This window comes from Aminobacter sp. Y103A (assembly GCF_030294925.1).
Taxonomy (GTDB): domain Bacteria; phylum Pseudomonadota; class Alphaproteobacteria; order Rhizobiales; family Rhizobiaceae; genus Aminobacter; species Aminobacter ciceronei.
The window spans coordinates 3,741,380-3,768,081 of sequence record NZ_AP017986.1 but is presented as its reverse complement, the minus strand read 5'-3'; the positions used below and the strand labels follow the sequence as shown (position 1 = coordinate 3,768,081).

Sequence of the window (26,702 nt, the reverse complement as noted above, 5' to 3'; positions counted from 1 at the left end):
GTGCGGGACCTCGCGCATTTCATCTCCGACGCTCGTTCAACGGGCCGTTCTCGAAAGGAGATTGTTATGAAGAAGTTCATTCTCGCGTCGGTTTCCGCCATTGCGCTGTTCGGCGTCGCCGCCTGTAGTGACAGCGGCACCGACAGCACGACCACTGAAAGCGTGAAACCGCCTGTGACCGAACAGCCGGCTCCTGTGAACCCGGCACCGGCCACGCCCGAGGCCTCGCCGCCGGCGACCGACAACACCACGACCAAGAGCATTACGCCGGCACCGGAGAGCGGCACGAGCGGCGAGATGCAGAACACCGATCCGATGCAGCCCAAGCCCGTCGAGCCGGCTGCACCCGCGCAGTAAAGTTGCGGGAGGAGGCAAGCCCGGAGCATCGCTCCGGGCTCAGACTGCTGACAAACCCCTGGCGAGAGTTGGGGGTTTGTGATTCAGTGGGTGATGTTGAAGCGAGCCGGCCCTGAACAAACCGCACTTGAGATCGTCACGCTCGATCAACTGGTTCCAGTTGATCACCTTCTGCGCAAGATCGATGGTGTTATCGATTTCTCGTTCATCCACGATCTGACAGCGCCGCTTTACTGCGCCGACAATGGTCGCCCGCCACTCGATCCGACCTTGATGTTCAAGGCGCTGTTCATCGGCTACCTGTTCGGGGTGCGCTCGGAGCGGCAATTGGTGCGAGAGATCGAGGTCAATGTCGCCTACCGGTGGTTCCTGCGGCTGAAGCTGACGGACAAGGTGTTCGACGCCTCGACATTGTCGCAGAACCGCCGCCGGCGCTACCAGGACGAGACGATCGCGCAGGCGATCTTCGACCGCATTGTCGAGCAGGCGATCGGGGCAGGCTTGGTCGACGGCACGGTGCTCTACACCGACAGCACGCACCTGAAGGCCAATGCCAACAAGGGCAAGTACGACCTTGCCATGGTCGCCAAGTCGCGTGCCGACTACTGGGGCGAGCTCGACCGGGCGATCGATGCCGAACGGGCGTTGCACGGCCAGAAGGCGCTGAAGGAGCAGGAGCGGCAGCCTGCGGTGAAAGAGACGAAGGTCTCGCGCACCGATCCTGAGGCTGGCTATATGGTGCGCGAGGGCAAGCCGAAGGGCTTCTTTTATCTCGATCACCGCACGGTGGATGGCGGCTTCGGCATCATCACCGACACGTTTGCCACGCCGGCCAACGTGCATGACTCGATCGTCTATCTCGACCGGCTCGACCGCCAGGTGGAGCGTTTCGGCTTCGACGTCACGGCGGCGGGGCTGGATGCCGGCTATGCCACGCCAGGCATCGCCAAGGGCCTGGAGGACAGGAACATCCAGGGTGTCGTCGGCTATCGCAACCCGCCCCGGCCAAAGCCTGGCAAGATGAGGAAGGGCGCTTTCGTCCATGAGCCGGACCTTGACGGCTATCGTTGCCCGCAGGGCCAGTTGCTCACTTACGCCACCACCGATCGCGGCGGTTACCGAAGGTACAGGAGCGACCCGACGATCTGCCGCAACTGTCCGCTGCTGGCGTCTTGCACATCAAACGCCAAGGCCGAGCGCACCATCACGCGCCATGTCTGGCAGGATGTCCGCGAGCGGGTCGATGCCAACCGCTTAACCGCATGGGGCAAGGCGATCTATCGACGCCGCAAGGAGACGGTCGAGCGATCCTTCGCCGATGCCAAGCAGCTCTTCGGCCATCGCTATGCCCGCTTCCGAGGGCGAACACGCGTCGCCTGCCAGTGCCTGATCGCAGCCGCCGCCCAGAACATGAAAAAGATCGCAATCAGCCTCTGGCCAAAGCCAGAACCAAGCCTCGCATGAGGCCAAAGCCGGCTCGCAACGGCCTTGGCATCTGCCCCCCCGACATCAATCCAAAAAAGCTCAATCAACCCACAAAACAAAACCCCGCCGAAATTCGACGGGGTTTGTCAGCAGTCTGAGCCCGGAGCATCGCTCCGGGCTTTTCTTTTGTGTCGAGGTTAGCGCGTCACCCGGGCCCGGCGGCCAAGCGCCACGATCGCGATGACGGCGAGCGCGAAGATGAGAGTTCTTGCGCCGACATGTTCGCCAAGCAGGAACGCGGAGATGGCGATGGTGACGAAGGTCTGCAGCAGCTGGACCTGGCTGACGCGGGCGATGCCGCCCATGCCGAGACCGACATTCCAGGCGAAGAAGCCGAGGAACATCGAGCCGAAGCAAAGATAGAAGAAGGCAGATGTCTGCGCCGAGGAGGCGGAGGCGAACTCCGGATGCCAGCTCAGCAGGGCTCCTGTTATGGAGATCGGCGCGGTCAGGATCAGCGACCAGCAGATGACCTCCCAGCCCGGCATGCGGCGGGACAGCTTGCCAGGCACGACGTAGCCGAGGCTCGCCGAGAGGGCCGCGAGGAACAGGAACAGGTCGCCTGACGACAGCTGCGTGCCGCTGTCGCTGATGGCGAAGGTGACGACGAGAGCGGCGCCTGCGACGCCGCAGGCCCAGAAAAGCGAGGATGGCCGCACGCCGCCGATGAGGGCGGCAAAGATACTCGTGGTCAGCGGCACTACGCCGAGAACCACCCCGCCATGGGACGCCGGTACCGTCTGCATGGCGTTGGAGGAGGAGATCGGGAAGCCGAAGACCAGAAGCAGGCCGGCGAGAAACAATGCCGGCGCATCGTCCTTCGGGAACCGCTTGCGCAGGACGAGCAGCAGCGCGGCCGCAGCAAGCGAGGCCATTGCCGCGCGGCCGTTGGTGACGAACCAGGGCGAAAGGGTTGCGAGAGCCACGCGAGTCGCCGGCAAGGTGCCGCCGAAGATGACGACGCCGAGCGTGCCCAAGGCAAGGCCAATCGTCTCGCGGGAGACCGTGCGTGCCGGCTGGGTGGTGTTGCGTGCATCCATGACGCAGATCGATAGCGGCGGCTGACTTTTGCGTCGTGAAAATTCCATTGGGCCAGAATTTTGGTCCAGATGCCGGACTGTTGCCGACAAAGTTATGCGCGCGGCACCAAGGCATCTCGCATTTGCGAATGTTTCATCCTAAGAAGCGGCCATGTCGATTTGGGACCGTCTCGGCGACTTCATCGCGCGTATCTCTGCGTCGGCGGCAAATGGCGTCGCGGACGTCGTCGAGGCCGTGCGCACCGTCTTTTCCGGAGACGCGGAAACCCGCCGCCGCGTGGCGTTTTCAGTGGCGATGATCGCGCTGTCGGCGAAGATGGCCAAGGCCGATGGGGTTGTTTCCCAGGCCGAGGTGCGCGCCTTCTACGAAATATTTGCGGTCCCGCCCGAGCATGCGCGCGACGTCGCGCGACTCTACGACATTGCCCAGCAGGACGTCGCCGGCTTCGAGTTCTATGCCGAACGCATGGCCAAGCTGTGTGGTTCCGGCCATTCCAATTGCGGAATGCTGGAGGACATCCTCGACGGCCTGTTTCACATCGCCAAGGCCGACGGCATGATGCACCAGTGCGAGGGCAGCTTCCTGCATCGGGTCTCCGAGATATTCCGCATCGACGAGATGCACTACCAGACAATCGTGGCGCGCCATTTCGATCTCGGCGACACCGATCCCTATCGTGTGCTCGGCATCGAGCGCGGCAAGCCGTTCGAAGATGTGCGCAAACACTACCGCAAGCTTGTCGCCAGCAATCATCCCGATAAGCTGATCGCGCGCGGCCTGCCGGAAGAGTTCATTAGGATCGCCACCACCCGCATCGCCGCGATCAATGCGGCCTACGAGATGATCGAAAGGGGACTCCGGCACGCATGAGCGGTTTTCAACCCGACCAACCGCATGCCGAGGTACGGCTTTCGCCCAATTTCGGGCAGCGGCGCGACGGGATGAAGCCCGACATGATCGTGCTGCACTACACCGGTATGGAAACCGGCGATGGTGCGGAGTCCTGGCTGTGCAATCCCGAAAGCGAAGTGTCGTCGCACTATCTGGTGCATGAGGACGGACGCATCGTTCAGATGGTGCGCGAAGGCGACCGCGCCTGGCATGCCGGCAAGAGCTCCTGGCGCGGCGAAACCGACATCAACTCCTGCTCGGTCGGCATCGAGATCGTCAATCCGGGCCATGCGCTCGGCTACCGCGCGTTTCCCAGGCGTCAGATGCGGGCGGTGATCGAGCTCTGCCTCGGCATCGCCGAGCGCCACAATGTGGCGCCGGAGCGCGTCCTGGCGCATTCCGACGTCGCCCTGGGACGCAAGGTCGACCCCGGCGAGAAGTTTTCGTGGCGGATGCTGGCCCAGTCCGGCATAGGTCATTGGGTCGCACCTTCGCCGCGCAAAGGGCGCGCGCTGCTGCAACCGGGCGACGGCGGGGCGGCTGTCGAGGAGCTGCAATCGATGCTCGCGCTCTATGGTTACGGCGTCGAGATCACCGGCCGCCTCGACGCGCAAACGGTTGTAACTGTTCAGGCTTTTCAACGTCACTTCCGCACCAGCTGCGTCGACGGCGTGGTCGATTCATCGACCGTGTCGACGCTGCGGCGGCTACTTGCGGCGCTTCCCGGCGGGCTTGACTAGCCCTGGGTTGGTGATTCGCCAGATTACAACCTGTCACGCATTGTGACTTGTCCGGTCATTTTTCCCGCCAGTTCCCCCTTCACATGCATTTCCGTGCAAGGCGCCGGCTAAGTCTGCCATGCCCCGTAAGAGGGCCCTCCGGCGTTTAGGAAGGGATGCTGCGCGACGGCTTTCGGCTGTCGTTCGGCCTGTTCGAGAACAAGGATAATATGAAGAATTTGACCGTTTTAGCGGTGGCATGTGCCGCCGGCCTGACCTCTTTTGCCGCTCACGCCCAGGACGGCGCAGTCAGGGCCTCGAAGGCGATCATCGAAACCAGCAAGAAAGCCAGTGCAGCCAAGGCAAACAAGATCGGCGACGATTGCCCATATCTTTTCGGCTGCAGCGCCAAAAAGGAAACCGCCGTCGACAATTTCACGACCGCCTCGATCGGCGCCAAGGGCGCGAAGTCGCTGAAGGAGCAGGCCGGCAAGTCGGCCAAGGCCGCCAAGGCGAACACACCTTACGGTGAGATCGTCGCGCGCTACGCTTCGTCCTACGGCGTTCCGGTTTCGCTCGCCCATGCCGTGATCAGCGTCGAAAGCAACTACCGCCCCAACGTCCGCGGCAGCGCCGGCGAAATCGGACTGATGCAGATCAAGCCGTCGACTGCCCGCATGATGGGTTACAGCGGTTCGGCCAAGGGCCTGTTCAACCCCGAGACCAATATCAAGTTCGGCATGAAGTACCTTGCCAAGGCTCACGAGCTTTCCGGCGGCACGACTTGCGGCACAATCCTGAAGTACAATGCCGGCCACGGTGCCAAGCGCATGAACCCGGTTTCCGCCGCCTACTGCAAGAAAGTCCAGGCCCGCATCGGCGGATAACCGCTCGGGGATCCCGCCGCATCGGCTCGAAAATCGATTGCGATTTTCGGAAAGCACGATGCGCAGATGTAGCGAGTTGGAGCGTCCGGGGCGCGTCCATTCGGACGCACAGTGCGCTGAAGGCGAATGTTTTCATTTGCCTTTTGCCGTGTGAACCATTCTATACGCCTTGCCAGCTGGCCGGGCGGCCGCACCCGCAATTGCCGAAAGGCAGCGGGTGAGGAAAGTCCGGGCTCCATGGATACACGGTGCCGGTTAATGGCCGGCGGGGGCGACCCCAGGGAAAGTGCCACAGAAAGCAAACCGCCGCGATTTTCGCGGTAAGGGTGAAAGGGTGGGGTAAGAGCCCACCGCGCGACTGGCAACAGGAGCGGCAAGGTAAACCCCACCGGGAGCAAAACCGAATAGGGGTGGTGCGAGGGGAAACCCTCAGGGCTGTTTCCGGCTCACCGCCCGGGTAGGTTGCGTGAGGCGCATGGCAACATGCGCCCAAGAAGAATGGTCGCCACGTTCCCGTGCTGCAAGGCGCGGGGGCCATACAGAACCCGGCTTACAGGCCAGCTGGCGCTTGCCTCTTTGCCCATGCCTTCAATCGCTTGTGGCCGATCTCGCGTGTCTTGATTCAAGGGCGCGGAGGCCGCGCCCCGGGGCATGTGATTGGCCGAGGTCGATCATGTCATTTTCTGTGGTGTTGGAGGCGGACGCGTAGACATCCTGTGCGTCCTTCATGGCCATAGCGGTATCTCGGTCGACGACGTTTCGTCGTCCTGACTGCCGTCAACCGTCCAGCCTGTCCAGCGATGCCTTCATCGCGGTCCACAGCTCCTCCGCCGGCTCGCAGCCAACCGACAGCCTGACGAAACCCGGCGTAACTGCGTCGCCGCGGCGCAGCCTGCGCTCGGCGACGGTGTGCACGCCACCGAAAGAGGTGGCAGCATGCATCAGTTCGCAGCCATTGATGAAGGCTTCCGCCCGCTCCTCGGAGCCGAGATCGAAGCTGATCAGGAAGCCGAAGCGGTCCATCTGGACACGGGCCAGATTGTGCGACGGGTCGCCTTCCAGTCCTGGGAAGCGCAAGCCGCTGACGGCCGGGTGCGCATTGAGGCGCGGCGCGATGATTTCGGCTGTCGAACACATGCGGTCGAAGCGCAACTCGAGCGTTTCCAGGCCGCGATGCACCAGCCAGGCCTCGAACGGGCCGGGAATGCCGCCGGCATTCTGTCGCCATTCGGTGACGGCGGCGACGATGTCCGGATCGCGGCTGGCGACATGGCCGAACAGCACGTCGGAATGGCCGTTGGGCGCCTTGGTGTCGGCGGCGACGACGATGTCGGCGCCGAGGTCGAGCGGGCGCTGGCCGAAGGGCGTCATCGTGGTGTTGTCGACGATAAGCAGGCCGCCGGCCTTGTGCACGGCATCCGCCACGGCCGCGATGTCGCAGATGTCGAGCGTCGGGTTGGACGGGCTTTCGATGAAGACGAGGCGGTAGCCTTGGAAGCCGCCATCGAGGAAGCTTGCCGTCGGCCGCACGTCGGTCTTGACGCCGAAGGCGCCGAGGAAGCGATCGGCCAGGATGCGCGTCGTGTGATAGCCGTCCGAGGCGACGAGGATACGGTCGCCGGTCTTGAGCAAGGCGAAGAAGGCGGCCGAAATGGCCCCCATGCCTGAGGGAAATGCCACGCAAGGCGCGCCCTCCAGATGGCCGAGCATCTCTTCGGTGGCCGACCAGTTGGCGTTGCTGAAGCGGCCATACTGGTTGAAGCCCGTCGCGTCGCCGGGCGTGTGATAGATCGAGGCCATGGTCAGCGGTACCGGGATCGGGTCGCCGACGCCGAGTTTCGAACGGCGCAAATGGGCGAGGCTGGCAGCGCGGGCCTTCATGGTCTCGGACATGATTTGCTGTCTCTCCCTGGCAATGCAGATGACACCTCAACGCTAGGGGCTAGGTCCTTGCGCGGCAAGACGGAAACCGGGCCGCAGCGTTGGGCCACGTAAGACTTCGTTAGCCTTAAGGGATCATAAAAATCAGGAAGCCGCGAAAGGGTCCGAAAGGGCGCTGGTGACGGCCAAGTGTGCCCAGTTCCCGTTGACGCCCATATCACCCCATGTTATCCCAAATCGGTAACCATGATTTCGTTCCAGTAAAGGGTAAGGCGTTCGCCGATCCGGCAGCCGCGGCGGCTGCAGGTCGAAGTGCGCTGGCCCTGCGACGGAGGCATTTTTTGGGATTGATCCGGGCCATCGGGGCTCGGGTGACATGACGAAGAGGGGCGCGGCCACGGAAGTGGCCGGATCAGTCGATGGATCGGTTTCTGTCAAACGCGGTGAACAGGATCGATGCGAAGGGGCGGGTCTCCGTTCCGGCGCATTTCCGTGCCGTATTGCAGAAGCGCGGCTACGCCGAGCTCTATGCGCTCAGGGCACTCGACGTGCCGGCGCTGGATGTTGGCGGCCTCGACCTGCTCGACCGTTACGAGCAGCGCATCGCCCAAGAAGATCCGTTCCTGCAGACGGCGGACGACATGTCCTTTTTCATCCATGGCGACAGCACCTTCCTCAAGCTCGATCAGGATGGGCGCATTTCGGTGTCGGATTTCCTGCGCGAGCATACGGGGATCACCACCGACGTGGCCTTTGTCGGGCGGGGGCAGTTTTTTCAGATGTGGGAGCCGGAGCGGCTGCGCAGCCATGGCGCGGACGTGCGTGCCCGGCTCCTGAAGCTTCGGCAGGGGACGAAGCCTGGGGAGCGACCGGAATGACGGCTGGCCACGGCGATGACCATCTTGCTGTCGGCGGACCGGCCCGCCACATTCCGGTCCTCCTCGCCGAAGTTCTGAAGGCGCTTCATCCGCAGCCGGGCGACGTGGTCGTCGACGGCACGTTCGGTGCCGGCGGCTATACCAGGGCTATTCTCGCGGCCGGCGCGTCGGTGGTGGCAATCGACCGCGATCCTGATGCCATTGCAGCCGGGCGCGAGCTCGAAGCGCAGTCGAGCGGCAAGCTCCGTCTCGTCCAGGCGCCATTCTCCAGCCTCGACGAGCATGTCGAGCTCGTCGACGGTGTCGTGCTCGATATCGGCGTGTCATCAATGCAGCTCGACCAGGCGCAGCGCGGCTTTTCCTTTCGCGCCGACGGACCGCTCGACATGCGCATGGCCCAGGCCGGTGCCAGCGCCGCCGACGTCGTAAACCGCTTCAAATCAGGCGATCTTGCCCGCATCTTCGGTTTCCTCGGTGAGGAGCGCCACGCCGGGCGTATCGCCCGTATGATCGAAAGCCGCCGCGAGCGCCGCCCGTTCGAGCGCACGCTCGACCTGGCAGACGCCATCGAGACCCATATCGGTCGCGCGCCGAAGGACAAGATTCATCCGGCGACGCGCGTGTTCCAGGCGCTGCGCATCTATGTCAACGACGAGCTTGGCGAACTGGCGCGGGCGTTGTTCGCAGCCGAGCGTGCACTGAAGCCCGGCGGGCGGCTTGTGGTCGTCACCTTCCATTCGCTCGAAGACCGCATCGTCAAGCGCTTCATCACCGACCGCTCGTCGAGCCCGTCGCGGTCGCGCTACATGCCGGAACTCGAAACCATCGCCACGACCTTCGACAAGGCCGGCGGTGCTGTCGGTCCGAGCGACGCCGAGACGGCAATCAATCCGCGTTCGCGTTCGGCCAGACTCAGGGCTGCCGTTCGCACGACGGCTGCACCGCGCGCCGAAGACTTTTCCATTTTCGGGCTTCCGAAGCTTCCCGACGTCAGCCAGTCGGGAGAAAGGTGAACCATGTTCCGCACCAGTGACATCGTGCTGATCGCCGTCATGGTTGGCGCCGCGGCGTTCACCTACAAGACCAAGGATGAGGCCGAGAACCAGCTCAAGGCCGTCAACAAGATCGAGGCGCAGATCCGCTTCGAGGAAGATACGATCGACCTGTTGAAAGCGGACTGGAGCCTGCTCACCCAGCCCGCGCGCCTGCAGAAGCTGTCACAGGTCTATGAGGCCGAACTCAAGCTGCAGCCGGTGGATGCGCGCCAGATCGTTGGCCTGAACGATCTGCCGGAACGCCAGTTGACCATCGAAGACATCACATCGGAGCGTTTCGGCGGCGTTGCCGAAGCCGCACCCGACCAGACAGTGACCGGAGGGATTGCCCGATGATCGGCTTGCTTGGCAGGAAGCGCGGCAAGGGTGAAGGCAAGCCCTCGATCGTCGTCGACAGCGCGCGCAAGGCGACCGGCGGCCGCACGCGCAACCGCGTCGTCATGACCATGGCGGTGTTCTTCGGCATCTATGCGACGATTGCCGGACGTCTCGTCTATCTCGGCATGCAGGACCCCGAGACGTCTTCGGGACCTGAATCGCGCGTTACGGCGTCGCGTCCCGATATCGTCGATCGCAACGGCGAGGTGCTTGCCACCGACATCAAGACGTCGTCGCTGTTCGCCGAGCCGCGCCGCATCGTCGATGCCGACGAGGCGATCGAGAAGCTTACCACCGTGCTGCCCGACCTTGAGGTCGAGCAGACCTATCTCAAGCTCAAGAGCGGCACCGGCTTTGTCTGGCTCAAGCGCCAGCTCACACCCAAGCAGCAGGCCGAGATCATGGCGCTGGGCATTCCCGGCATCGGCTTCCGAACCGAAAAGCGCCGCTTCTATCCCGGCGGTGAAACGGCTTCGCACATCGTCGGCCTGACCAACATCGACAACAAGGGCATTTCCGGCCTCGAGAAATACATCGACGATCAGGGTCTCGCCGACCTCCAGGCTTCGGGCCTGGCAATCGCCAAGGACCTCAAGCCGGTCAAGCTGTCCATCGACCTGCGCGTCCAGCACATCGTGCGCGACGAACTCGTCAGCGCCCTGGAGAAGTACAAGGCCATCGCCGCCGGCGCCGTCGTGCTCGACGTCAAGACAGGCGAGGTGCTGGCCATGGGCTCGGTGCCCGATTTCGATCCCAACAATCCCTACAACGCCCAGGACAAGGATCGACTGAACCGCATGTCGGCGGGCCTGTTCGAGATGGGTTCGACGATCAAGAGCTTCACCACCGCGATGGCACTCGATTCCGGCAAGGTGACGATGGACAGCACCTTCGACGCGCGCCGGCCGATCACCATCGGACGCCAGACCATCCGCGACTTCCACGGCAAGGGCAGGGTGCTGACCGTGCCTGAGGTGTTCATCTATTCGTCCAACATCGGCTCGGCGCGTGAAGCCGATGTTGTCGGCATCGAAGGCCACCGCGAGTTCCTGAAGCGCATGGGGCTGCTCGACCGCATGCAGACGGAGCTGCCCGAAGTTGCCCGTCCGACCGAGCCGAAGGTGTGGAAGAAGGTGCATTCGATCACGATCTCCTTCGGCCACGGCATGTCGACGACGCCGCTACAGACAGCGGTTGGCGCCGCCGCCTTGATGAATGGCGGCAAGCTGATACCGCCGACTTTCCTGACGCGGACCGAGGCCGAAGCCGACGCGGTTGCGACGCAGGTCATCAAGCCGCAGACCAGCGAGGATATGAGGTATCTCTACAAGCTCAACGCGACCAAGGGGTCGGGCGGGTCAGGCGCGCGAGCGCAGGTCGAGGGCTACCGTGTCGGCGGCAAGACCGGTACCGCCGAGAAGGTCGTCAACGGCCGCTACTCCTCCGACGTCCGTTTCAACGCCTTTCTTGCGGCATTTCCGATGGACAATCCGAAATACGTCGTGTTGACCATCGTCGACGAACCCAAGCGTGAACATCCGGGCGTGGGCGCAACGGCGGGCTTCAACGCGGCACCCATGGTCGCCAACATTATCCGCCGTTCGGCGTCTCTGCTTGGCGTGAAGCCAGAATTCGGCCAAGAAGCTGGGGCAACGCTGGCTTCCTACCCTTGATTCTGGGCGCGCAGAAGCGTCCTGCTTGTTTGTGACGAACGGAACTCGATGAAAATAGAAGACCTTGCTGGTGTCCTGCCCGTCGACGGGGTTCTGCCCCGGGATGTCGAGGTGAGCGGGGTTTCGTCGGATTCGCGGCAGGTAACGCCGGGAATCCTTTTCTTTGCCGTCTCCGGCAGCAAGGCGGACGGCGCGACCTATGCAGGCGATGCGGCCAGGCGCGGTGCAATTGCTGTCGTCGCGGCCAAGGGCGTCGATCTTTCTTCCGCCGGCCTGCCGGTGATCACGGTGGACGATCCGCGGCGGGCATTGGCGCTCGCGGCAGCGAAATTCTACGGCAGCCAGCCCGAAACCATGGTTGCCGTTACCGGCACCAGCGGCAAGACCTCGGTCGCCGCCTTTACTCGCCAGGTCTGGAAACATGCCGGCCTGGCCGCGGCCAGCATAGGTACGACAGGCGTCGTCGCGCCCGGTCGGGTCGAATACGGCCAGCTGACCACGCCCGATCCGGTCGCCTTGCACAAGCTGCTCGCTGAACTCGCCGCTTCAGGCGTGACCCACGCCTCGATGGAGGCTTCCAGCCATGGTCTCGACCAGCGCCGCCTCGATGGCGTGCGCCTCGCCGCCGCCGGCTTCACCAATCTTGGTCGCGACCACATGGATTACCATCCGACGGTCGAGGACTATCACCGCGCCAAGCTGCGCCTGTTCGACACGCTGTTGCCCAAAGGCGCGCCGGCGATCGTCTTCGCCGACGATGCCTGGTCCGCGCCGACGATCGGAGCGGCCCGCGCCGCGGGCCTCGACGTCTTGACCGTCGGCCGTAACGGCCAGTTCCTGGCGCTCAAGCGCGTCGAGCACGAACGCCACCGCCAGCGCGCCGAAATCGAATGCGGCGGCACCATCTATGAGATCGACCTGCCGCTGGCCGGCGATTTCCAAGTCTCCAACTCGCTCGTTGCCGCGGGGCTCGCGATCGCTACCGGCACCGACGTTGCCAAGGCGCTGGCAGCCCTCGAACATCTCGAAGGCGCGCCGGGCCGTCTCGACCTCGTCGGCACAACGGCGCAAGGTGCGCCCGTTTATGTCGATTACGCCCACAAGCCCGACGCGCTCGAAAACGTGCTGGCGGCTGTCAGGCCGTTCACCACCGGCCGCGTCATCGTCGTGTTCGGTTGCGGCGGCGACCGCGATCGCGGCAAGCGCCCGATCATGGGCGAGATCGCGACGCGACTGGCCGACGTCACCATCGTCACCGACGACAATCCACGTTCGGAGGTTCCTGAAACCATCCGCGCGGCCATCATGGCTGCGGCTCCCGGCGCCATTGAGATCGGTGACCGCCGCCGGGCGATCCACGAGGCCGTCGGCATGCTGCATGCGGGCGATACGCTGATCGTCGCCGGCAAGGGCCACGAGGAAGGCCAGACCATCGGCGCCGATACACTGCACTTCTCGGATCACGAGGAAGTCCGCAACGCGCTTGCCGGAGTTGCGGCATGAGTCTGTTGTGGACCTCCGAGGCGCTCGTTGAGGCGACAGGCGGCCGCCCGCTCGGCCAGATGCCGGAAGGCATTTCGGGCATTTCCATCGACAGCCGCAGCCTAAAACCCGGCGAGGCCTTTTTCGCCATCAAGGGCGACGCGATGGACGGCCACGACTTCGCTACCGCGGCGATCAAGGCCGGTGCCGGCCTGCTGGTCGTTGCCGAAGGCAAGCTGCCCGCCCTGGGGCGCCTGACGGCGCCCATGATCGTCGTGCCCGACGTGCTCGTTGCACTGGAGAAGGCCGGTATTGCGGCGCGTGCCCGATCGCGGGCACGGATCATCGCGGTGACCGGTTCCGTCGGCAAGACCTCGACCAAGGAAGCCCTGCGCCACGCTTTGTCGTCGGTCGGCAAGGTGCATGCCTCGGCCGCATCCTTCAACAATCACTGGGGTGTGCCGCTGACCCTGGCACGCATGCCCGAGGATTGCGACTACGCGGTCTTCGAAATCGGCATGAACCATCCCGGCGAGATCAGCCCACTGGTGCGCATGGTCCGCCCGCACATCGCCATCGTCACCCTGATCGCGGCGGCCCATCTCGGCTTCTTCCGCAATCTCGACGAGATCGCCAAGGCCAAGGCCGAGATCTTCGAAGGCGTCGAGCCGGGCGGGGCGGTGCTGCTCAACCGCGACGACGGCCGCTTCAAGCTGTTGGAAAAGTTCGCTCGCGCTGCCGGCATCGACAATGTCATGAGCTATGGCGAGAACGCCCGTGCCAATTTCCGCCTGCTGAAATGCACGCTGGAAGCCGATCATTCGATGGTCATGGCGCGCATCGGCGGCCGTGACGTGCCGGCCCGCATCGGTGCGCCAGGACGCCACATCGTCCAGAATGCGCTCGCCGTGCTGGGGGCAGCCCATCTCTGCGGCGCCGACGTTCCGACGGTCGCTACGGCGCTCGCCTCGATGACGGCAGAGAGCGGACGCGGCCAGCGCCACATTTTGCAGCTGCCGAACGGGCCGATCACGCTGATCGACGAGAGCTACAACGCCAATCCGGCCTCGATGAAGGCAGCGATCGAGCTGCTTGACGCGACGCCGATCCATGGCGCCGGCCGCCGCATCGCCGTGCTCGGTGATATGCTGGAGCTCGGCAGCCATTCGGCCAAGCTGCATCAGGCACTTGCCGAACTGATCGGCTCGACCAGGACCGACATGGTGCTGATGGCGGGACCGGAAATGAAGGCGCTTGCCGATACGCTGCCCGAGGGGTTCAGGGCCGAATATCGCAGCGGCGTCGAGGAGCTGAAATCCGTGCTCCTCACCACGCTGCGGCCCGGCGACGCGGTCATGATCAAGTCGTCGAAAGGCATTGGCTTCAATCGCCTGGTTGAAGCGCTCATCAAGACATTCCCGGCTGAGGCCGGCAACACCACACCGACCTGACGAGGTCTCGGGGGACCGATACGCATGCTAACTTTGCTTGTCGACTTTGCGGACAAGGTGTCGTTCTTCAACGTCTTCCGCTACATCACCTTTCGCACCGGCGGCGCGTTGATCACGTCGGCGCTGATCGTCTTCATCTTCGGGCCGGCGATCATCAACGCCCTGCGCCTGAGGCAAGGAAAGGGCCAGCCGATCCGCGCCGACGGTCCGCAAACCCATTTCAAGAAGGCCGGCACGCCGACCATGGGCGGCCTGATGATCCTCAGCGGCATCGTCGGGTCGACGCTTTTGTGGGCCAACATCACCTCCGTCTATGTCTGGGTGGTGCTGTTCGTCACCCTCGGCTTCGGCGCCATCGGCTTCTATGACGACTATCTCAAGGTGACCAAGCAGTCGCATCTCGGCCTGTCAGGCAAGGCGCGCCTCGGCATCGAATTCGTCATCGCCGGCATCGCTGCATGGGTCATCATGCACAATGGCCAGGCGCCGTTCTCGTCGTCGCTGACATTCCCGTTCATCAAGGATTTCCTGCTCAATCTCGGCTGGTTCTTCATTCCCTTCGCCTGCTTCGTGGTCGTCGGTGCCGGCAATGCCGTGAACCTGACCGACGGCCTCGACGGCCTTGCCATCGTTCCGATCATGATCGCGGCGGCTTCCTTTGGCGTCATCGCCTATCTCTCGGGCAACGCGGTCTTCGCCGAGTATCTGCAGATTCACTTCGTGCCCGGCACCGGCGAACTCGCCGTCATCCTGGGCGCCGTCATCGGCGCCGGCCTCGGCTTCCTCTGGTTCAACGCGCCGCCCGCCGCCATTTTCATGGGGGACACCGGCTCGCTGGCGCTTGGTGGCCTGATCGGAACGGTTGCTGTCGCCACCAAGCATGAGATCGTCATGGCGATCGTCGGCGGTCTGTTCGTCATGGAGGCGCTTTCGGTCATCATTCAGGTCGGCTTCTTCAAGATGACCGGGAAGAGGGTGTTCCTGATGGCGCCGATCCACCACCATTTCGAAAAACTTGGCTGGACCGAAAGCCAGGTTGTCATCCGCTTCTGGATCATTGCTGTTATCCTGGCGCTGATCGGCCTTTCCACCCTCAAGCTGCGCTGAGGCTCCCATGATCCCCGCGACGTCATTTCAGGGAAAGCGAGTGGCGCTCTTCGGCCTCGGCGGCTCCGGGATCGCGACCGCGCGCGCGCTCGCGGAGGGTGGGGCCGACGTGCTTGCCTGGGACGACAATCCCGAAAGCGTGGCGCGGGCCGCTGCCGAGGGCATTTCGACCGGCGACCTGCGCGGCGCCGACTGGGCCGGCGTCGCGTCCTTCGTGCTGTCGCCGGGCGTGCCGCTGACGCACCCCAAACCGCACTGGACCGTGGAATTGGCGCGTGGCGCCGGCGTCGAGATCATCGGCGACATCGAACTTTTCGCGCGCGAACGCCTGGCGACGGCGCCGACCGCGCCCTTCATCGCCATCACCGGCACCAACGGCAAGTCGACGACGACGGCGCTGACAGCGCACATCCTGCAGTCGGCCGGTCGTGATACGCAGATGGGCGGCAATATCGGTCGCGCCGTGATGACGCTGGATGCGCCGCGGCCCGACCGCCACTACGTCGTCGAGTGCTCGTCCTACCAGATCGACCTCGCGCCATCGATCAACCCGACTGCCGGTGTCCTGCTCAACCTGACGCCCGACCATCTCGACCGCCACGGCACCATGCAGCACTACGCGTCGATCAAGGAGAGCCTGGTCGCCGGCAGCGACACCGCCATCATCGGCGTCGACGACATCTACTGCGCCCAGATCGCCGACAGGCTCGAACGCGCCGGCAAGGAAGTCGTGCGTATTTCGAAGCGTCTTCCTTTGACCGACGGCTATTTCGCCGACGGCAGCGACCTGATGGAAGCAATCGACGGCCGCTACAGCCGCATCGCCTTCCTCGAAGGCATCGGTTCGCTGCGCGGCCAACACAACGCCCAGAATGCGCTCGCAGCTGTAGCTGCCTGTCTCAAGGTCGGGCTCGACCTCGGCGAGATCCAGGCCGGTCTCGAAAGCTTCCCCGGCCTTGCCCACCGCATGGAGCAGGTTGGCCGCAAGGGGCATGTGTTGTTCGTCAACGATTCCAAGGCGACCAACGCTGATGCCGCGGCACCCGCTCTGTCGAGCTTCCCGCGCATCTACTGGATTGCCGGCGGCTTGCCCAAGGAGGGAGGCATCGAGCCGCTGCGCAGCCTGTTCCCGCGCATCGCCAAGGCCTATCTGATTGGCGAAGCGGCTCCGGCGTTTTCCGCGACGCTTGGCGAAGCGGTGCCCTATGAAATCTCGGGCACGTTGGCGGCAGCCGTCGAGCACGCGGCCGAGGATGCCGCCAGGGACGATACGAGCGAGGCCGTGGTGCTGCTGTCGCCAGCCTGCGCCAGCTTCGATCAGTTCAAGAATTTCGAAATTCGCGGCGAAGCCTTCAGGCAAGCTGTGAATGCTATTGATGGCGTCAGCGCTATCGGAGGGGCAAGATAATGGCCAGCCGTCTCGACAGAAGTCCCGTCGCCTTGTGGTGGTGGACGGTCGATCGATGGTTCCTCGCGGCATTCCTGTCGCTGATGGGACTGGGCATCGTGCTTTCATTCGCCGCAAGCCCGGCGGTTGCCGAGCGCATCGGCCTGGACGGGTTCCACTTCGCCACCCGCCAGATCATCTTCACCATCCCCGCCTTGGCGGTGATGATCGCGGTGTCGTTCCTCGACACCAGGCAGATCAGGCGCATGGCGCTGGTGATGCTCTGCATCATGCTGGTGATGATGGTGGCCGTGCTGTTCATCGGCGTCGAGGTCAAGGGCGCCAGGCGCTGGCTGTCGCTGGCCGGTGTCTCGATCCAGCCCTCCGAGTTTCTCAAGCCGGCCTTCGTGGTCATCTGCGCCTGGCTGTTCGCCGAGCACGAGCGCCAGCCCGACATCCCCGGCAACCTGTTTGCCATGATCCTGCTCGGCCTCGTCGTGGCATTGCTTGTGGCGCAGCCAGACCTTGGCCAGACCATGCTGGTGCTGGGCACCTGGGGCGTGATGTTCTTCATGGCCGGCATGTCATGGTTCTGGATCATCGCGCTTGGATGCGTGGGCGCCGGCGGCCTGTTTGCCGCCTATACGATTTTCCCGCACGTCGCCGGACGTATCGACCGCTTCATGACCGGCGAGGGCGACACCTTCCAGGTCGACATGGGCCGCGACGCCATTATCAATGGCGGCTGGTTCGGCGTCGGACCGGGCGAGGGCACCGTCAAGCGGGTCATCCCCGACAGCCACGCCGACTTCGTCTTCTCCGTCGCCGGCGAGGAGTTCGGCATCATCCTGTGCCTGATCATCATGGCGATCTTTGCCTTCATCGTGCTGCGCGGCCTGCGCACCGCGCTCAGGGAGCATGATGACTTCACCCGCTATGCTGTTGCCGGCCTCGTCGTCGTTTTCGGCTTCCAGTCGGTCATCAACATGGGTGTGAACCTGCAACTGATGCCGGCCAAGGGCATGACGCTGCCCTTCATCTCTTATGGCGGCTCGTCGCTGATCGCGATCGCCATGTCGATGGGCATGGTGCTGTCCTTGACCCGCAAGAAGCCGGAAAAACTCAGGCCGGGTGGTTTCTCCGCCATGCCGCGCCATGTGGTTGCGGCCCAATAACATGGCCAAGGGAACTGTCATGCTTGCCGCCGGCGGGACCGGCGGCCATCTCTTTCCGGCCGAGGCGCTGGCACATGAACTGACCGCGCGCGGCTGGCAGGTGCATCTCGCCACCGACGACCGCGCCGAACGTTTCGCCGGCAAGTTTCCGGCTGCGGCCATTCATCCGATTTCATCGTCGACCATCGGCTCGAAGAACCCGATTGCGCTCTTGCGCGCCTTCTGGAGCATCTGGCGCGGCGTGCGCCAGGCCTCGAAGGTCATTGCCCAGATCAAGCCCTCCGTCGTCATCGGCTTCGGCGGTTATCCGACTCTGCCGCCGCTCTATGCCGCGACGCGGCGTTCCGTGCCGTCGATGGTGCATGAGCAGAACGCCGTGATGGGGCGCGCCAATAAGGCGCTTGCAGCCAGGGTCGATGCGGTCGCCGGCGGCTTCCTGCCCGAGAATGCCGGCGCCAATAGCGCCAAGGTCGTCGTGACAGGCAATCCGGTGCGCCCGGCTGTCATCGAGGCGGCGAAGACGCCTTACATTGCGTCGACCGGCGCGGATGCCTTCAATCTGCTGGTCTTCGGCGGCAGCCAGGGCGCGCAGTTCTTTTCCGACGCGGTTCCTGGTGCAATCGCGCTATTGAGCGAAGCGCAGCGCAAGCGCCTGTGTGTTACCCAGCAGGCACGCGTCGAGGATGCCGACAAGGTCAAGGCGGCCTATGCCAAGCTCGGCATCGCCGCCGACGTGTCGCCGTTCTTCGGCGACATGGCGCAGCGCATGGCGGCAGCGCATCTGGTGATCTCGCGCTCGGGTGCCTCGACGGTTTCCGAGATTGCGGTCATCGGCCGCCCGGCATTTCTGGTGCCTTATCCCTACGCGCTCGACCACGACCAGGCGGCGAACGCCGCGCGACTGGCTGCAGCCGGCGGCGGCGAAGTGCACCCGCAGGCAACGCTTTCGCCTGAGCGCATTGCCGAGCTGATCGGGGGTGCGATGGAGGATCCGGCGCGCATGGTGACGATGGCGGCTGCCGCCAAGTCAGTTGGCAAAGCGGACGCCACACGGTTGCTCGCCGACCTCGCAGAGGCTATTGCGTCCAAAACGCCCGTTTCGGAATTCAAGAAGGGAGTGCGGTCATGAAGATGCCGCAGACCATCGGCCTCGTGCATTTCATCGGCATCGGCGGCATCGGCATGAGCGGCATCGCCGAGGTGCTGCACAATCTCGGCTACAAGGTGCAAGGCTCCGACCAGTCCGAGAGCGCCAACGTCCAGCGCCTGCGCGACAAGGGCATCGAGTGCTTCGTCGGTCACAAGGCCGAGAACCTTGGCGACGCCGAGGTGATCGTCGTTTCGACCGCGATCAAGAAGACCAATCCCGAACTGCAGGCGGCACGCGAGAAGCTTCTGCCCGTCGTACGCCGCGCCGAAATGCTGGCCGAGCTGATGCGCTTCCGCAACGCGGTCGCCATCGGCGGCACCCACGGCAAGACCACGACGACCTCGATGGTGGCGACGCTGCTCGATGCAGGCGGGCTCGACCCGACCGTCATCAATGGCGGCATCATCAATGCCTATGGCACCAACGCCCGCATGGGCGAAGGCGAGTGGATGGTGGTCGAGGCCGACGAGAGCGACGGCACCTTCCTCAAGCTTCCGGCCGACGTCGCCGTCGTCACCAACATCGACCCCGAGCATCTCGACCACTACGGCACCTTCGACAAGGTGCGCGAAGCGTTCCGCCAGTTCGTCGAGAATGTGCCGTTCTACGGTTTTGGGGTGATGTGCACCGACCATCCCGAGGTGCAGGCGCTGGTCAGCCACATCGAGGATCGCCGCGTCATCACCTATGGCGAGAATGCCCAGGCCGACGTGCGTTTCACCAATCACCACATGGAAGGTGCCGTTTCGGTCTTCGACGTTGTCATCCGCAACCGCAAGTCGGCGACTTCGACCACCATCGAGGGCCTGCGCCTGCCGATGCCGGGCCGCCACAACGTCTCGAACGCCACAGCTGCCATCGCGGTTGCCACCGAACTCGGCCTTTCTGCCGAAGCGGTGAAGCGCGGGCTGTCGTCGTTCGGCGGCGTCAAGCGCCGCTTTACCCATACCGGCACCTGGAATGGCGTCGAGGTGTTCGACGACTACGGCCACCACCCGGTCGAGATCAAGGCCGTGCTGCGCGCGGCGCGCGAAGCCACCGCCGGCCGCGTCATCGCCATTGCCCAGCCGCACCGCTTCACCCGCCTGCGCGACCTGTTCGACGATTTCTCGGCCTGCTTCAACGACGCCGATACCGTCATGATCGCGCCCGTCTATACGGCCGGCGAGGATCCGATCGACGGCGTCAACTCGGAAGCCCTGACGTCCCGCATCCGTGCCGGCGGCCATCGCGACGCGCGTTACATCGATGGCCCGGCTGCCGTGGCGCCGGTCGTGCGCGAACTGGCCATGCCGGGCGACTTTGTCGTCTATCTCGGCGCCGGCAACATCACACAATGGGCCTACGCCCTGCCGGGCGAGCTCGCCGGGGGCGGATCGTGATCGGAGGCGAGGCGCTCATAGCCAAACTCGGCGACCGGCTAACCGGCCTGCGCGGACGCCTCACGCCCAGCGCCGAGATGGAGAAGATCACCTGGTTCCGTGCCGGAGGCCTTGCCCAGGCGCTGTTCCAGCCGGCGGACGAAGAGGATCTGGCTGCCTTCCTGAAGGCTGTGCCGGAAGAAATCCCTGTCATGGTCGTCGGCATCGGCTCCAACCTACTGGTGCGCGAGGGTGGCATTCCTGGCTTCGTGGTTCGGCTGTCGGCCAAGGGGTTCGGCGAGGCCGAGGCAATTTCGGCGACCGGCATAAAGGCTGGTGCTGCGACGCCCGACAAGCGCGTGGCAGCCCTTGCGCATGACAACGGCATCGGCGGCTTTCATTTCTACCACGGCATTCCCGGCGCCATCGGCGGCGCCTTGCGGATGAATGCGGGCGCCAATGGCGTCGAGACGCGCGAACGCGTCGTCGAGGTCCGCGCGCTCGACCGCAAGGGCGACCTGCATCTGCTGTCGAATGCCGACATGGGCTACAGCTACCGTCAATCGGCTGCCGCAGCCGACCTGATCTTCACCTCGGCGACCTTCGAGGGTTATACGGAGGACAAGGACGCCATCAAAGCGGCGATGGATGCGGTCCAGCACCATCGCGAGACGGTGCAGCCGATCCGCGAGAAGACGGGCGGCTCGACCTTCAAGAATCCCGAGGGAACCTCGGCCTGGAAGGAAATCGACAACGCCGGCTGCCGCGGACTGATGATCGGCGGCGCACAGATGTCGCCGCTGCATTGCAATTTCATGATCAACACCGGCAACGCCAGCGGCTATGATCTCGAGTATCTTGGCGAGACGGTGCGCAGCCGCGTGCTCGAGAATTCGGGCATCCGCCTGCAGTGGGAAATCAAGCGTCTCGGCAACTTCAAGCCCGGCCACGAAGTGCAGGAATTCTTGGGGCAATTGCTCTAGGCGGCGCGCTCCGCCGGAGCAGCAGGAGCCTGTGAAGGCCATCCGAAATGACGATCTTCGAAAGGCCTCGGCGCATCCTCGCCGGGGCCTTTTTGCGACCCGAATTCCGCCTTTTCCTCTGGTCATCCTGCAGGTCAACGGAAGTCGCATTGGTCATGAAATTGCAACGAATTCCAATCGGCTCTTGCCACGGAATCAAGTCTCTGATTCTCTGACCTAAAGCGTTTCCTGATTTGAGTCGCGTGACGCGTAGCCCGCGTTTCCAGCCGGAGGTCCAACTTCCGGGTGCTCTTTTTTGATCTTTGGAAACAAGGCGTTGTGTCTGAGTCGAGAGGGGATCTCAGGGGATGAAGTCAAAGCACGTCGCTGTCCTGATGGGCGGGTTTTCGTCCGAGCGGCCTGTGTCCCTGTCGTCTGGCAATGCCTGTGCCGAAGCGCTCGAGCAGGTCGGTTATCAGGTCACGCGAGTGGACGTCGATCGCGATGTCGGCGCAGTGCTTTCGACGCTCAAGCCGGATGTCGCATTCAACGCCCTGCATGGCCCCTTCGGCGAAGACGGCACCATCCAGGGCATCCTCGAATATCTCGGCATTCCCTACACCCATTCCGGCGTGCTGGCCTCGGCACTGGCGATGAACAAGGAGCAGTCGAAGAAGGTGGCCAAAGCTGCCGGCATTCCGATTGCCGAATCCAGGGTTCTCGACCGTTTTGCCATCGGCAACCAACACCCGATGAAGCCGCCTTACGTGGTCAAGCCGGTGTCCGAAGGGTCGAGCTTCGGTGTCGTCATCGTCAAGGAAGACCAGTCGCATCCGCCGCAGGTCATCTCCTCATCCGAGTGGCGCTACGGCGACACGGTGATGGTCGAGCGTTACGTCCATGGTCGTGAGTTGACCTGTGCCGTTATGGGTGATGTTGCGCTTGGCGTCTGCGAGATCGTTCCGACCGGTCACGCCTTCTACGATTATGATTCAAAATATGTCGCCGGCGGATCAAAGCACGAATGCCCCGCGAAAGTTTCACCGAATATTTACCAAAAAATACAAACACTGGCGCTCAAGGCTCACCAAGCGATCGGGTGCCGGGGCGTCTCCCGGTCTGACTTCCGGTACGACGACCGCCATTCCGAAAATGGAGAGGTCGTCTGGCTGGAGGTCAACACTCAACCCGGCATGACGCCGACGTCGCTGGTGCCTGAGATTGCAGCCCAAGCCGGGCATTCGTTTGGTGAGTTGTTGAGTTGGATGGTGGAGGACGCTTCGTGTTTGCGTTGAGGTCGGGACAGAACAGAAGGATGGGTGGCTCGGCGCCGCGCGTCTTCGGGCTGCCCTTGTCCGCGGAGCATTTCGTGCTGCCGCGGCTGCTGCGCAAGCCGGTTCGCATGCTGTCGCGCTTCGGGCGTGGGGAGTTCACTCCTCCGCCCTATGCTGCGTCGATGCTGACGGCTGCGTTCCTTGCCGCAAGCTCGCTTTATGGCGCCTATCTCGGGGGTCACTTCCCGGCGATGGTCCAGGGCGTGACCGCTCGCAGCGGCTTTGCCGTCGACCAGATCAAGGTCTCGGGCAATCGCGAAACCTCCGAAATCGACATTCTCGACAAGCTCGAGCTTGATGGCTGGACTTCGCTCGTCGGCTTCAATCCGGAAGAGGCGCGCGAGCGTATCGTCAGCTTGCCCTGGGTGCGCGATGCCGCTGTTCGCAAGGTCTATCCCGATACGATCGAGGTTCGCATCGACGAGCGCGACGCTTTTGCGATCTGGCAGCACGGAAACCAGCTCAGCGTCGTCGAGAAGGACGGCAAGATCATCGCTCCTTATGCTGGCGGGCGCCAGGCCACGCTGCCGCTGGTCGTCGGCTTTGGTGCCGCCGACCGTGCCGCCGACTTCGTCGCCAGGGTTCAGGCGTTCCCCGCGCTTGGTTCGCGGGTAAAAGGCTACATTCGCGTCGGCGAACGGCGCTGGGATCTGCGTCTCGACAACGGCATCACCGTCAAGCTGCCCGAGAATCAGGTCGATGCAGCGCTTGCCGATCTTGCCGATCTCGACCGCGAGAACGCGCTGCTGACCCGTGACATCGCGGCCGTCGACATGCGTTTCAGTGACCGGCTGGTCGTGCAGTTGACGCCGGAAGCTGTCGAGCGGCGCGCCGATCTGCTGAAAAACAAGCCGAAAGCCCTCAAGGCGAAGGCGGAGAAGAGAATATGAGCTGGCTGGGCGGTCAAAAGGATCCGGTTTCGCGTCGCTCGGGCATCCTTACGGTGCTTGATGTCGGTTCGAACAAGGTCTGTTGCGTGGTCGCCAAGCTGAAGCCGGCCGAAGGCAGTCAGCTGCTCAAGGGACGTACCCACCAGGCCCAGGTCATCGGCATCGGCCACCAGAAGTCGCAGGGCGTGAAGTCGGGCGTGGTCGTCGATCTCGACCGCGCCGAACATGCCATCCGTCTCGCCGTCGACGCCGCCGAGCGCATGGCAGGCCTTACCGCCGACTCACTGATCGTCAATCTGTCCGCCGGCCGCATCAAGAGCGAGGCGTTTTCGGCAACCATCAATCTCGGCGGCCATGAGGTCGACGAAACCGACGTCCAGCGCGTGCTCGCCGCCGGTGCCAAGCAGGCGCTGAAGGCAGAGCGCGACGTCATCCACTCGCTGCCTGTCGCCTTCTCGCTCGACGCCGAGCGCGGCGTGCGCGATCCGCGCCGCATGGTCGGCGACACGCTTGGCGTCGACATGCATGTGCTGACCGGCGATTCGGCGCCGATGCGCAATCTCGAGCTCTGCATCAACCGCTCGCACCTGTCGGTTGAGCATATGGTGGCTACGCCTTACGCCAGTGGCCTTGCGGCACTCGTCGACGACGAACTCGAAATGGGTGCTGCCTGCATCGACATGGGCGGTGGCACGACCACGCTTTCGGTCTTTGCGGAAGGGCGCTTCGTCCATGCCGACGCCATTCCTGTGGGCGGCAATCACGTCACCATGGATATGGCCAAGGGCCTGTCGACGCGTCTCGACGATGCCGAGCGGCTCAAGGTCATGCATGGATCGGCGCTGCCCGGCACCACCGACGACCGCGACATGATCAGCATCCAGCCGATCGGCGTCGACGACAGCGAAGTTCCGCTGCAGATACCGCGTTCTGTCATGACGCGCATCATCCGCGCCCGCATTGACGAGACGCTGGAACTGCTGCGCGACCGGCTCAACAAGTCGGGTTACGGCAATGCCGTCGGTAAACGCGTCGTCCTCACCGGCGGTGCCAGTCAGCTCGTCGGCCTGCCCGAGGCAGCGCGACGCATTCTCGGCCGCAATGTGCGCATCGGCCGCCCACTCGGCGTGGCAGGTCTGCCGGAGGCGGCCAAGGGGCCGGCTTTCGCGACCGCCGTCGGGCTTCTCATCTACCCGCAGATGGCCGGCATCGAGAGCCAGTCTGCGAAAGGGATTTCCCGTTACAGGGCAACGGGAACTGGCGGAAAACTGCATCGCATGAGTCAGTGGTTGAGAGACAGTTTTTAGGAATTGACGGGGGCAGCCCCATTACCGGCCGCACGGCGAAGCGGTTCGAAAGGCAAAAAGGACGAGGACTATGACGATCAATCTGCAGAAGCCGGACATCACCGAGCTCAAGCCCCGCATCACCGTGTTCGGTGTCGGCGGTGGCGGCGGCAACGCTGTCAACAACATGATCACCGCTGGCCTGCGCGGCGTCGAGTTCGTCGTGGCCAACACCGATGCGCAGGCACTCACCATGTCGAAGGCCGAGCGTCTCATCCAGCTCGGCGCGCATGTCACCGAGGGCCTGGGCGCGGGTTCGCAGCCGGAAGTCGGTCGCGCCGCCGCTGAAGAGTGCATCGACGAGATCATCGACCACCTGTCGAACACGCATATGTGCTTCGTCACCGCCGGCATGGGCGGCGGCACCGGCACCGGTGCTGCTCCGGTCGTCGCCCGCGCCGCTCGCGAAAAGGGTATCCTGACCGTCGGCGTCGTCACCAAGCCGTTCCACTTCGAAGGCCAGCGCCGCATGAAGACGGCTGATTACGGCATCGAAGAGCTGCAGAAGTGCGTCGACACGCTGATCGTCATCCCGAACCAGAACCTGTTCCGTCTGGCCAATGACAAGACGACCTTCGCGGACGCCTTCGCCATGGCCGATCAGGTGCTGTATTCGGGCGTTGCCTGCATCACCGACCTGATGGTCAAGGAAGGCCTGATCAACCTCGACTTCGCCGACGTCCGTTCGGTGATGCGCGAAATGGGCAAGGCGATGATGGGCACCGGCGAAGCTTCGGGCGAGGGCCGTGCGATGGCCGCCGCCGAAGCAGCAATCGCCAACCCGCTGCTCGACGAAACCTCGATGAAGGGCGCCAAGGGCCTGCTCATCTCGATCACCGGCGGCCGCGACCTGACCCTGTTCGAAGTCGACGAAGCTGCCACCCGAATCCGTGAGGAAGTGGATCAGGACGCCAACATCATCCTGGGCGCCACTTTCGACGAAGACCTCGAAGGCGTCATCCGCGTGTCGGTCGTCGCCACCGGCATCGACAAGTCGGCTGCCGACATGGCTGCTGCACCGCTGACCATCCGTCAGGCGCCGAAGCCGGCACAGCGTCAGGTCGAGGCACCGCGTCCTGTCGTGCAGGCTGCTCCTGTCGAACAGCCGCGCATGGAAGTGCGCACCAACGATCCGGTTGCCGAGGCCATCCGCCTTGCCGAAGCCAATGCCGCCGCGATGGCGCAGCCGCGGCCAGCCGCTCCGGCTGACGACTTCCGTCCGCAGAGCAAGCTGTTTGCCGCTCCGCCGGCCCAGCCGCAGGTCCAGCAGTATCAGCCGCAGCAGTTCCAGCAGCCCGCACCGCAGCCGGTTGCCCAGCCGCAGATGGCACCGCAGCGCGAGATGATGCAGCCGGCCCAGGTTCAGCCGCGCATGCCGCGCGTCGAGGACTTTCCGCCGATGGTCAAGGCCGAGGTCGAAGCCAAGGCTCAGCCGGCCGAGCAGCATGAGGATCGTGGTCCGATGGGCCTGCTCAAGCGCCTGACCAGCGGCCTGACCCGCCGTGAGGAAGAACCGGCACGCCTGCAGCCCGCGCAGCCGCGCGAGCCCAAGCTGCGCCAGCCGGCGCCCGAGCAGCGCCGCATGACCAGCCAGGAATCGCAGATGTACGCGCCGCGCCGCGGACAGCTCGACGAACATGGCCGCCTGGCACCGCAGGCACGGACTCAGGAGGACGATCAGCTGGAGATTCCAGCGTTCCTTCGCCGGCAAGCCAACTGATCTGTGAACGGCCGGTAACACTGTTTGAAAGGCGGGCGTCTCGACGCCCGCCTTTTGCTCTGAAAAGATAAGTTAAAACATGAGCTTGGCGG

23 protein-coding genes and 1 other RNA gene are annotated in these 26,702 nt (G+C 64.0%); 22 read left to right on the top strand and 2 right to left on the bottom strand.

Annotated elements, in window-relative coordinates:
• Positions 1–66 precede the first annotated feature (66 nt).
• Positions 67–357 (top strand): hypothetical protein, encoded by a 291-nt coding sequence (locus Amn_RS18555; RefSeq protein ID WP_154386692.1) that lies wholly within the window; start codon positions 67–69, stop codon positions 355–357.
• A 93-nt stretch (positions 358–450) separates the two neighbouring features.
• Positions 451–1,821 (top strand): IS1182 family transposase, encoded by a 1,371-nt coding sequence (locus Amn_RS18550; RefSeq protein ID WP_286290870.1) that lies wholly within the window; start codon positions 451–453, stop codon positions 1,819–1,821.
• A 158-nt stretch (positions 1,822–1,979) separates the two neighbouring features.
• Here Amn_RS18550 and Amn_RS18545 read toward each other — a convergent pair whose 3' ends face one another.
• Entirely contained in the window at positions 1,980–2,882 is a 903-nt protein-coding gene (locus Amn_RS18545; RefSeq protein WP_182575645.1) for a DMT family transporter, read from the bottom strand.
• Between the two features lie 151 nt (positions 2,883–3,033).
• Between Amn_RS18545 and Amn_RS18540 the strand changes: the two genes are divergently transcribed.
• The 4 genes from Amn_RS18540 to rnpB all read left to right on the top strand — a co-directional run bounded on the left by Amn_RS18540 (position 3,034) and on the right by rnpB (position 5,949).
• Entirely contained in the window at positions 3,034–3,753 is a 720-nt protein-coding gene (locus Amn_RS18540; protein ID WP_182575646.1) for a J domain-containing protein, read from the top strand.
• Positions 3,750–4,514: an N-acetylmuramoyl-L-alanine amidase gene (locus tag Amn_RS18535; RefSeq protein ID WP_154386691.1), complete on the top strand. Its 765-nt coding sequence runs from the start codon at positions 3,750–3,752 to the stop codon at positions 4,512–4,514. Before Amn_RS18540 ends, Amn_RS18535 begins: the two co-directional genes overlap by 4 nt.
• 155 nt (positions 4,515–4,669) lie before the next feature.
• Positions 4,670–5,380: a lytic transglycosylase domain-containing protein gene (locus tag Amn_RS18530; protein WP_371818562.1), complete on the top strand. Its 711-nt coding sequence runs from the start codon at positions 4,670–4,672 to the stop codon at positions 5,378–5,380.
• Between the two features lie 172 nt (positions 5,381–5,552).
• An RNA gene (gene rnpB, locus Amn_RS18525) (RNase P RNA component class A) lies at positions 5,553–5,949 on the top strand.
• Positions 5,950–6,157: 208 nt separating this feature from the next.
• Here rnpB and Amn_RS18520 read toward each other — a convergent pair.
• Positions 6,158–7,273: a cystathionine gamma-lyase gene (locus tag Amn_RS18520; protein ID WP_286290869.1), complete on the bottom strand. Its 1,116-nt coding sequence runs from the start codon at positions 7,271–7,273 to the stop codon at positions 6,158–6,160.
• 407 nt (positions 7,274–7,680) lie between these two features.
• Here Amn_RS18520 and mraZ point away from each other — a divergent pair, with 407 nt between their 5' ends.
• The 16 genes from mraZ to ftsZ all read left to right on the top strand — a co-directional run bounded on the left by mraZ (position 7,681) and on the right by ftsZ (position 26,610).
• Positions 7,681–8,139: a division/cell wall cluster transcriptional repressor MraZ gene (gene mraZ / locus Amn_RS18515; RefSeq protein WP_055969736.1), complete on the top strand. Its 459-nt coding sequence runs from the start codon at positions 7,681–7,683 to the stop codon at positions 8,137–8,139.
• Positions 8,136–9,152: a 16S rRNA (cytosine(1402)-N(4))-methyltransferase RsmH gene (gene rsmH, locus Amn_RS18510; protein WP_286290868.1), complete on the top strand. Its 1,017-nt coding sequence runs from the start codon at positions 8,136–8,138 to the stop codon at positions 9,150–9,152. The genes mraZ and rsmH overlap by 4 nt, the downstream gene beginning before the upstream one ends.
• 3 nt (positions 9,153–9,155) lie before the next feature.
• Positions 9,156–9,530 (top strand): cell division protein FtsL, encoded by a 375-nt coding sequence (ftsL, locus tag Amn_RS18505; protein WP_067960370.1) that lies wholly within the window; start codon positions 9,156–9,158, stop codon positions 9,528–9,530.
• On the top strand, positions 9,527–11,245 hold the full coding sequence (locus Amn_RS18500) for a peptidoglycan D,D-transpeptidase FtsI family protein (RefSeq protein ID WP_192315545.1): 1,719 nt from the start codon (positions 9,527–9,529) through the stop codon (positions 11,243–11,245). Before ftsL ends, Amn_RS18500 begins: the two co-directional genes overlap by 4 nt.
• A gap of 48 nt (positions 11,246–11,293) precedes the next feature.
• On the top strand, positions 11,294–12,748 hold the full coding sequence (locus Amn_RS18495) for a UDP-N-acetylmuramoyl-L-alanyl-D-glutamate--2,6-diaminopimelate ligase (protein ID WP_067960378.1): 1,455 nt from the start codon (positions 11,294–11,296) through the stop codon (positions 12,746–12,748).
• Complete coding sequence (locus Amn_RS18490) at positions 12,745–14,178, top strand: UDP-N-acetylmuramoylalanyl-D-glutamyl-2,6-diaminopimelate--D-alanyl-D-alanine ligase (RefSeq protein WP_067960381.1); 1,434 nt, start codon at positions 12,745–12,747, stop codon at positions 14,176–14,178. Before Amn_RS18495 ends, Amn_RS18490 begins: the two co-directional genes overlap by 4 nt.
• Before the next feature lie 24 nt (positions 14,179–14,202).
• Complete coding sequence (mraY, locus tag Amn_RS18485) at positions 14,203–15,285, top strand: phospho-N-acetylmuramoyl-pentapeptide-transferase (RefSeq protein WP_067960384.1); 1,083 nt, start codon at positions 14,203–14,205, stop codon at positions 15,283–15,285.
• A 7-nt stretch (positions 15,286–15,292) separates the two neighbouring features.
• On the top strand, positions 15,293–16,693 hold the full coding sequence (gene murD / locus Amn_RS18480; protein ID WP_286290867.1) for a UDP-N-acetylmuramoyl-L-alanine--D-glutamate ligase: 1,401 nt from the start codon (positions 15,293–15,295) through the stop codon (positions 16,691–16,693).
• Positions 16,693–17,847, top strand: coding sequence for a putative lipid II flippase FtsW (ftsW, locus tag Amn_RS18475; RefSeq protein WP_067960389.1), 1,155 nt, complete (start codon positions 16,693–16,695; stop codon positions 17,845–17,847). The genes murD and ftsW overlap by 1 nt, the downstream gene beginning before the upstream one ends.
• 1 nt (position 17,848) lies before the next feature.
• The gene (gene murG, locus Amn_RS18470; protein ID WP_067960393.1) at positions 17,849–18,976 is read left to right on the top strand and encodes an undecaprenyldiphospho-muramoylpentapeptide beta-N-acetylglucosaminyltransferase; all 1,128 of its coding nucleotides are present in this window, start codon (positions 17,849–17,851) and stop codon (positions 18,974–18,976) included.
• Positions 18,973–20,379, top strand: a complete 1,407-nt coding sequence (gene murC / locus Amn_RS18465) for a UDP-N-acetylmuramate--L-alanine ligase (RefSeq protein WP_067960396.1) — start codon at positions 18,973–18,975, stop codon at positions 20,377–20,379. Before murG ends, murC begins: the two co-directional genes overlap by 4 nt.
• Positions 20,376–21,341, top strand: coding sequence for a UDP-N-acetylmuramate dehydrogenase (gene murB / locus Amn_RS18460; protein WP_067960398.1), 966 nt, complete (start codon positions 20,376–20,378; stop codon positions 21,339–21,341). Before murC ends, murB begins: the two co-directional genes overlap by 4 nt.
• 347 nt (positions 21,342–21,688) lie before the next feature.
• Complete coding sequence (locus Amn_RS18455; RefSeq protein WP_067960401.1) at positions 21,689–22,615, top strand: D-alanine--D-alanine ligase; 927 nt, start codon at positions 21,689–21,691, stop codon at positions 22,613–22,615.
• Entirely contained in the window at positions 22,603–23,544 is a 942-nt protein-coding gene (locus Amn_RS18450) for a cell division protein FtsQ/DivIB (RefSeq protein ID WP_067960405.1), read from the top strand. Before Amn_RS18455 ends, Amn_RS18450 begins: the two co-directional genes overlap by 13 nt.
• On the top strand, positions 23,541–24,851 hold the full coding sequence (gene ftsA / locus Amn_RS18445) for a cell division protein FtsA (RefSeq protein WP_067960407.1): 1,311 nt from the start codon (positions 23,541–23,543) through the stop codon (positions 24,849–24,851). Before Amn_RS18450 ends, ftsA begins: the two co-directional genes overlap by 4 nt.
• 70 nt (positions 24,852–24,921) lie before the next feature.
• On the top strand, positions 24,922–26,610 hold the full coding sequence (ftsZ, locus tag Amn_RS18440; protein ID WP_067960410.1) for a cell division protein FtsZ: 1,689 nt from the start codon (positions 24,922–24,924) through the stop codon (positions 26,608–26,610).
• The last annotated feature ends 92 nt before the right edge of the window (positions 26,611–26,702 follow it).

Bases quoted from the DNA above. Each gene is read 5' to 3' on its own strand.
- Amn_RS18550 (WP_286290870.1), top strand. From the start codon at position 451: ATGTTGAAGCGAGCCGGCCCTGAACAAACCGCACTTGAGATCGTCACG.
- mraZ (WP_055969736.1), top strand. From the start codon at position 7,681: ATGGATCGGTTTCTGTCAAACGCGGTGAACAGGATCGATGCGAAGGGG.
- Amn_RS18455 (WP_067960401.1), top strand. From the start codon at position 21,689: ATGAAGTCAAAGCACGTCGCTGTCCTGATGGGCGGGTTTTCGTCCGAG.
- Amn_RS18530 (WP_371818562.1), top strand. From the start codon at position 4,670: ATGCTGCGCGACGGCTTTCGGCTGTCGTTCGGCCTGTTCGAGAACAAG.
- ftsW (WP_067960389.1), top strand. From the start codon at position 16,693: ATGGCCAGCCGTCTCGACAGAAGTCCCGTCGCCTTGTGGTGGTGGACG.
- Amn_RS18535 (WP_154386691.1), top strand. From the start codon at position 3,750: ATGAGCGGTTTTCAACCCGACCAACCGCATGCCGAGGTACGGCTTTCG.
- murD (WP_286290867.1), top strand. From the start codon at position 15,293: ATGATCCCCGCGACGTCATTTCAGGGAAAGCGAGTGGCGCTCTTCGGC.
- Amn_RS18520 (WP_286290869.1), bottom strand. From the start codon at position 7,273: ATGTCCGAGACCATGAAGGCCCGCGCTGCCAGCCTCGCCCATTTGCGC.
- Amn_RS18495 (WP_067960378.1), top strand. From the start codon at position 11,294: ATGAAAATAGAAGACCTTGCTGGTGTCCTGCCCGTCGACGGGGTTCTG.
- ftsA (WP_067960407.1), top strand. From the start codon at position 23,541: ATGAGCTGGCTGGGCGGTCAAAAGGATCCGGTTTCGCGTCGCTCGGGC.
- murC (WP_067960396.1), top strand. From the start codon at position 18,973: ATGAAGATGCCGCAGACCATCGGCCTCGTGCATTTCATCGGCATCGGC.
- mraY (WP_067960384.1), top strand. From the start codon at position 14,203: ATGCTAACTTTGCTTGTCGACTTTGCGGACAAGGTGTCGTTCTTCAAC.
- rsmH (WP_286290868.1), top strand. From the start codon at position 8,136: ATGACGGCTGGCCACGGCGATGACCATCTTGCTGTCGGCGGACCGGCC.
- Amn_RS18500 (WP_192315545.1), top strand. From the start codon at position 9,527: ATGATCGGCTTGCTTGGCAGGAAGCGCGGCAAGGGTGAAGGCAAGCCC.
- ftsZ (WP_067960410.1), top strand. From the start codon at position 24,922: ATGACGATCAATCTGCAGAAGCCGGACATCACCGAGCTCAAGCCCCGC.
- Amn_RS18490 (WP_067960381.1), top strand. From the start codon at position 12,745: ATGAGTCTGTTGTGGACCTCCGAGGCGCTCGTTGAGGCGACAGGCGGC.
- ftsL (WP_067960370.1), top strand. From the start codon at position 9,156: ATGTTCCGCACCAGTGACATCGTGCTGATCGCCGTCATGGTTGGCGCC.
- Amn_RS18555 (WP_154386692.1), top strand. From the start codon at position 67: ATGAAGAAGTTCATTCTCGCGTCGGTTTCCGCCATTGCGCTGTTCGGC.
- murG (WP_067960393.1), top strand. From the start codon at position 17,849: ATGGCCAAGGGAACTGTCATGCTTGCCGCCGGCGGGACCGGCGGCCAT.
- Amn_RS18545 (WP_182575645.1), bottom strand. From the start codon at position 2,882: ATGGATGCACGCAACACCACCCAGCCGGCACGCACGGTCTCCCGCGAG.
- Amn_RS18540 (WP_182575646.1), top strand. From the start codon at position 3,034: ATGTCGATTTGGGACCGTCTCGGCGACTTCATCGCGCGTATCTCTGCG.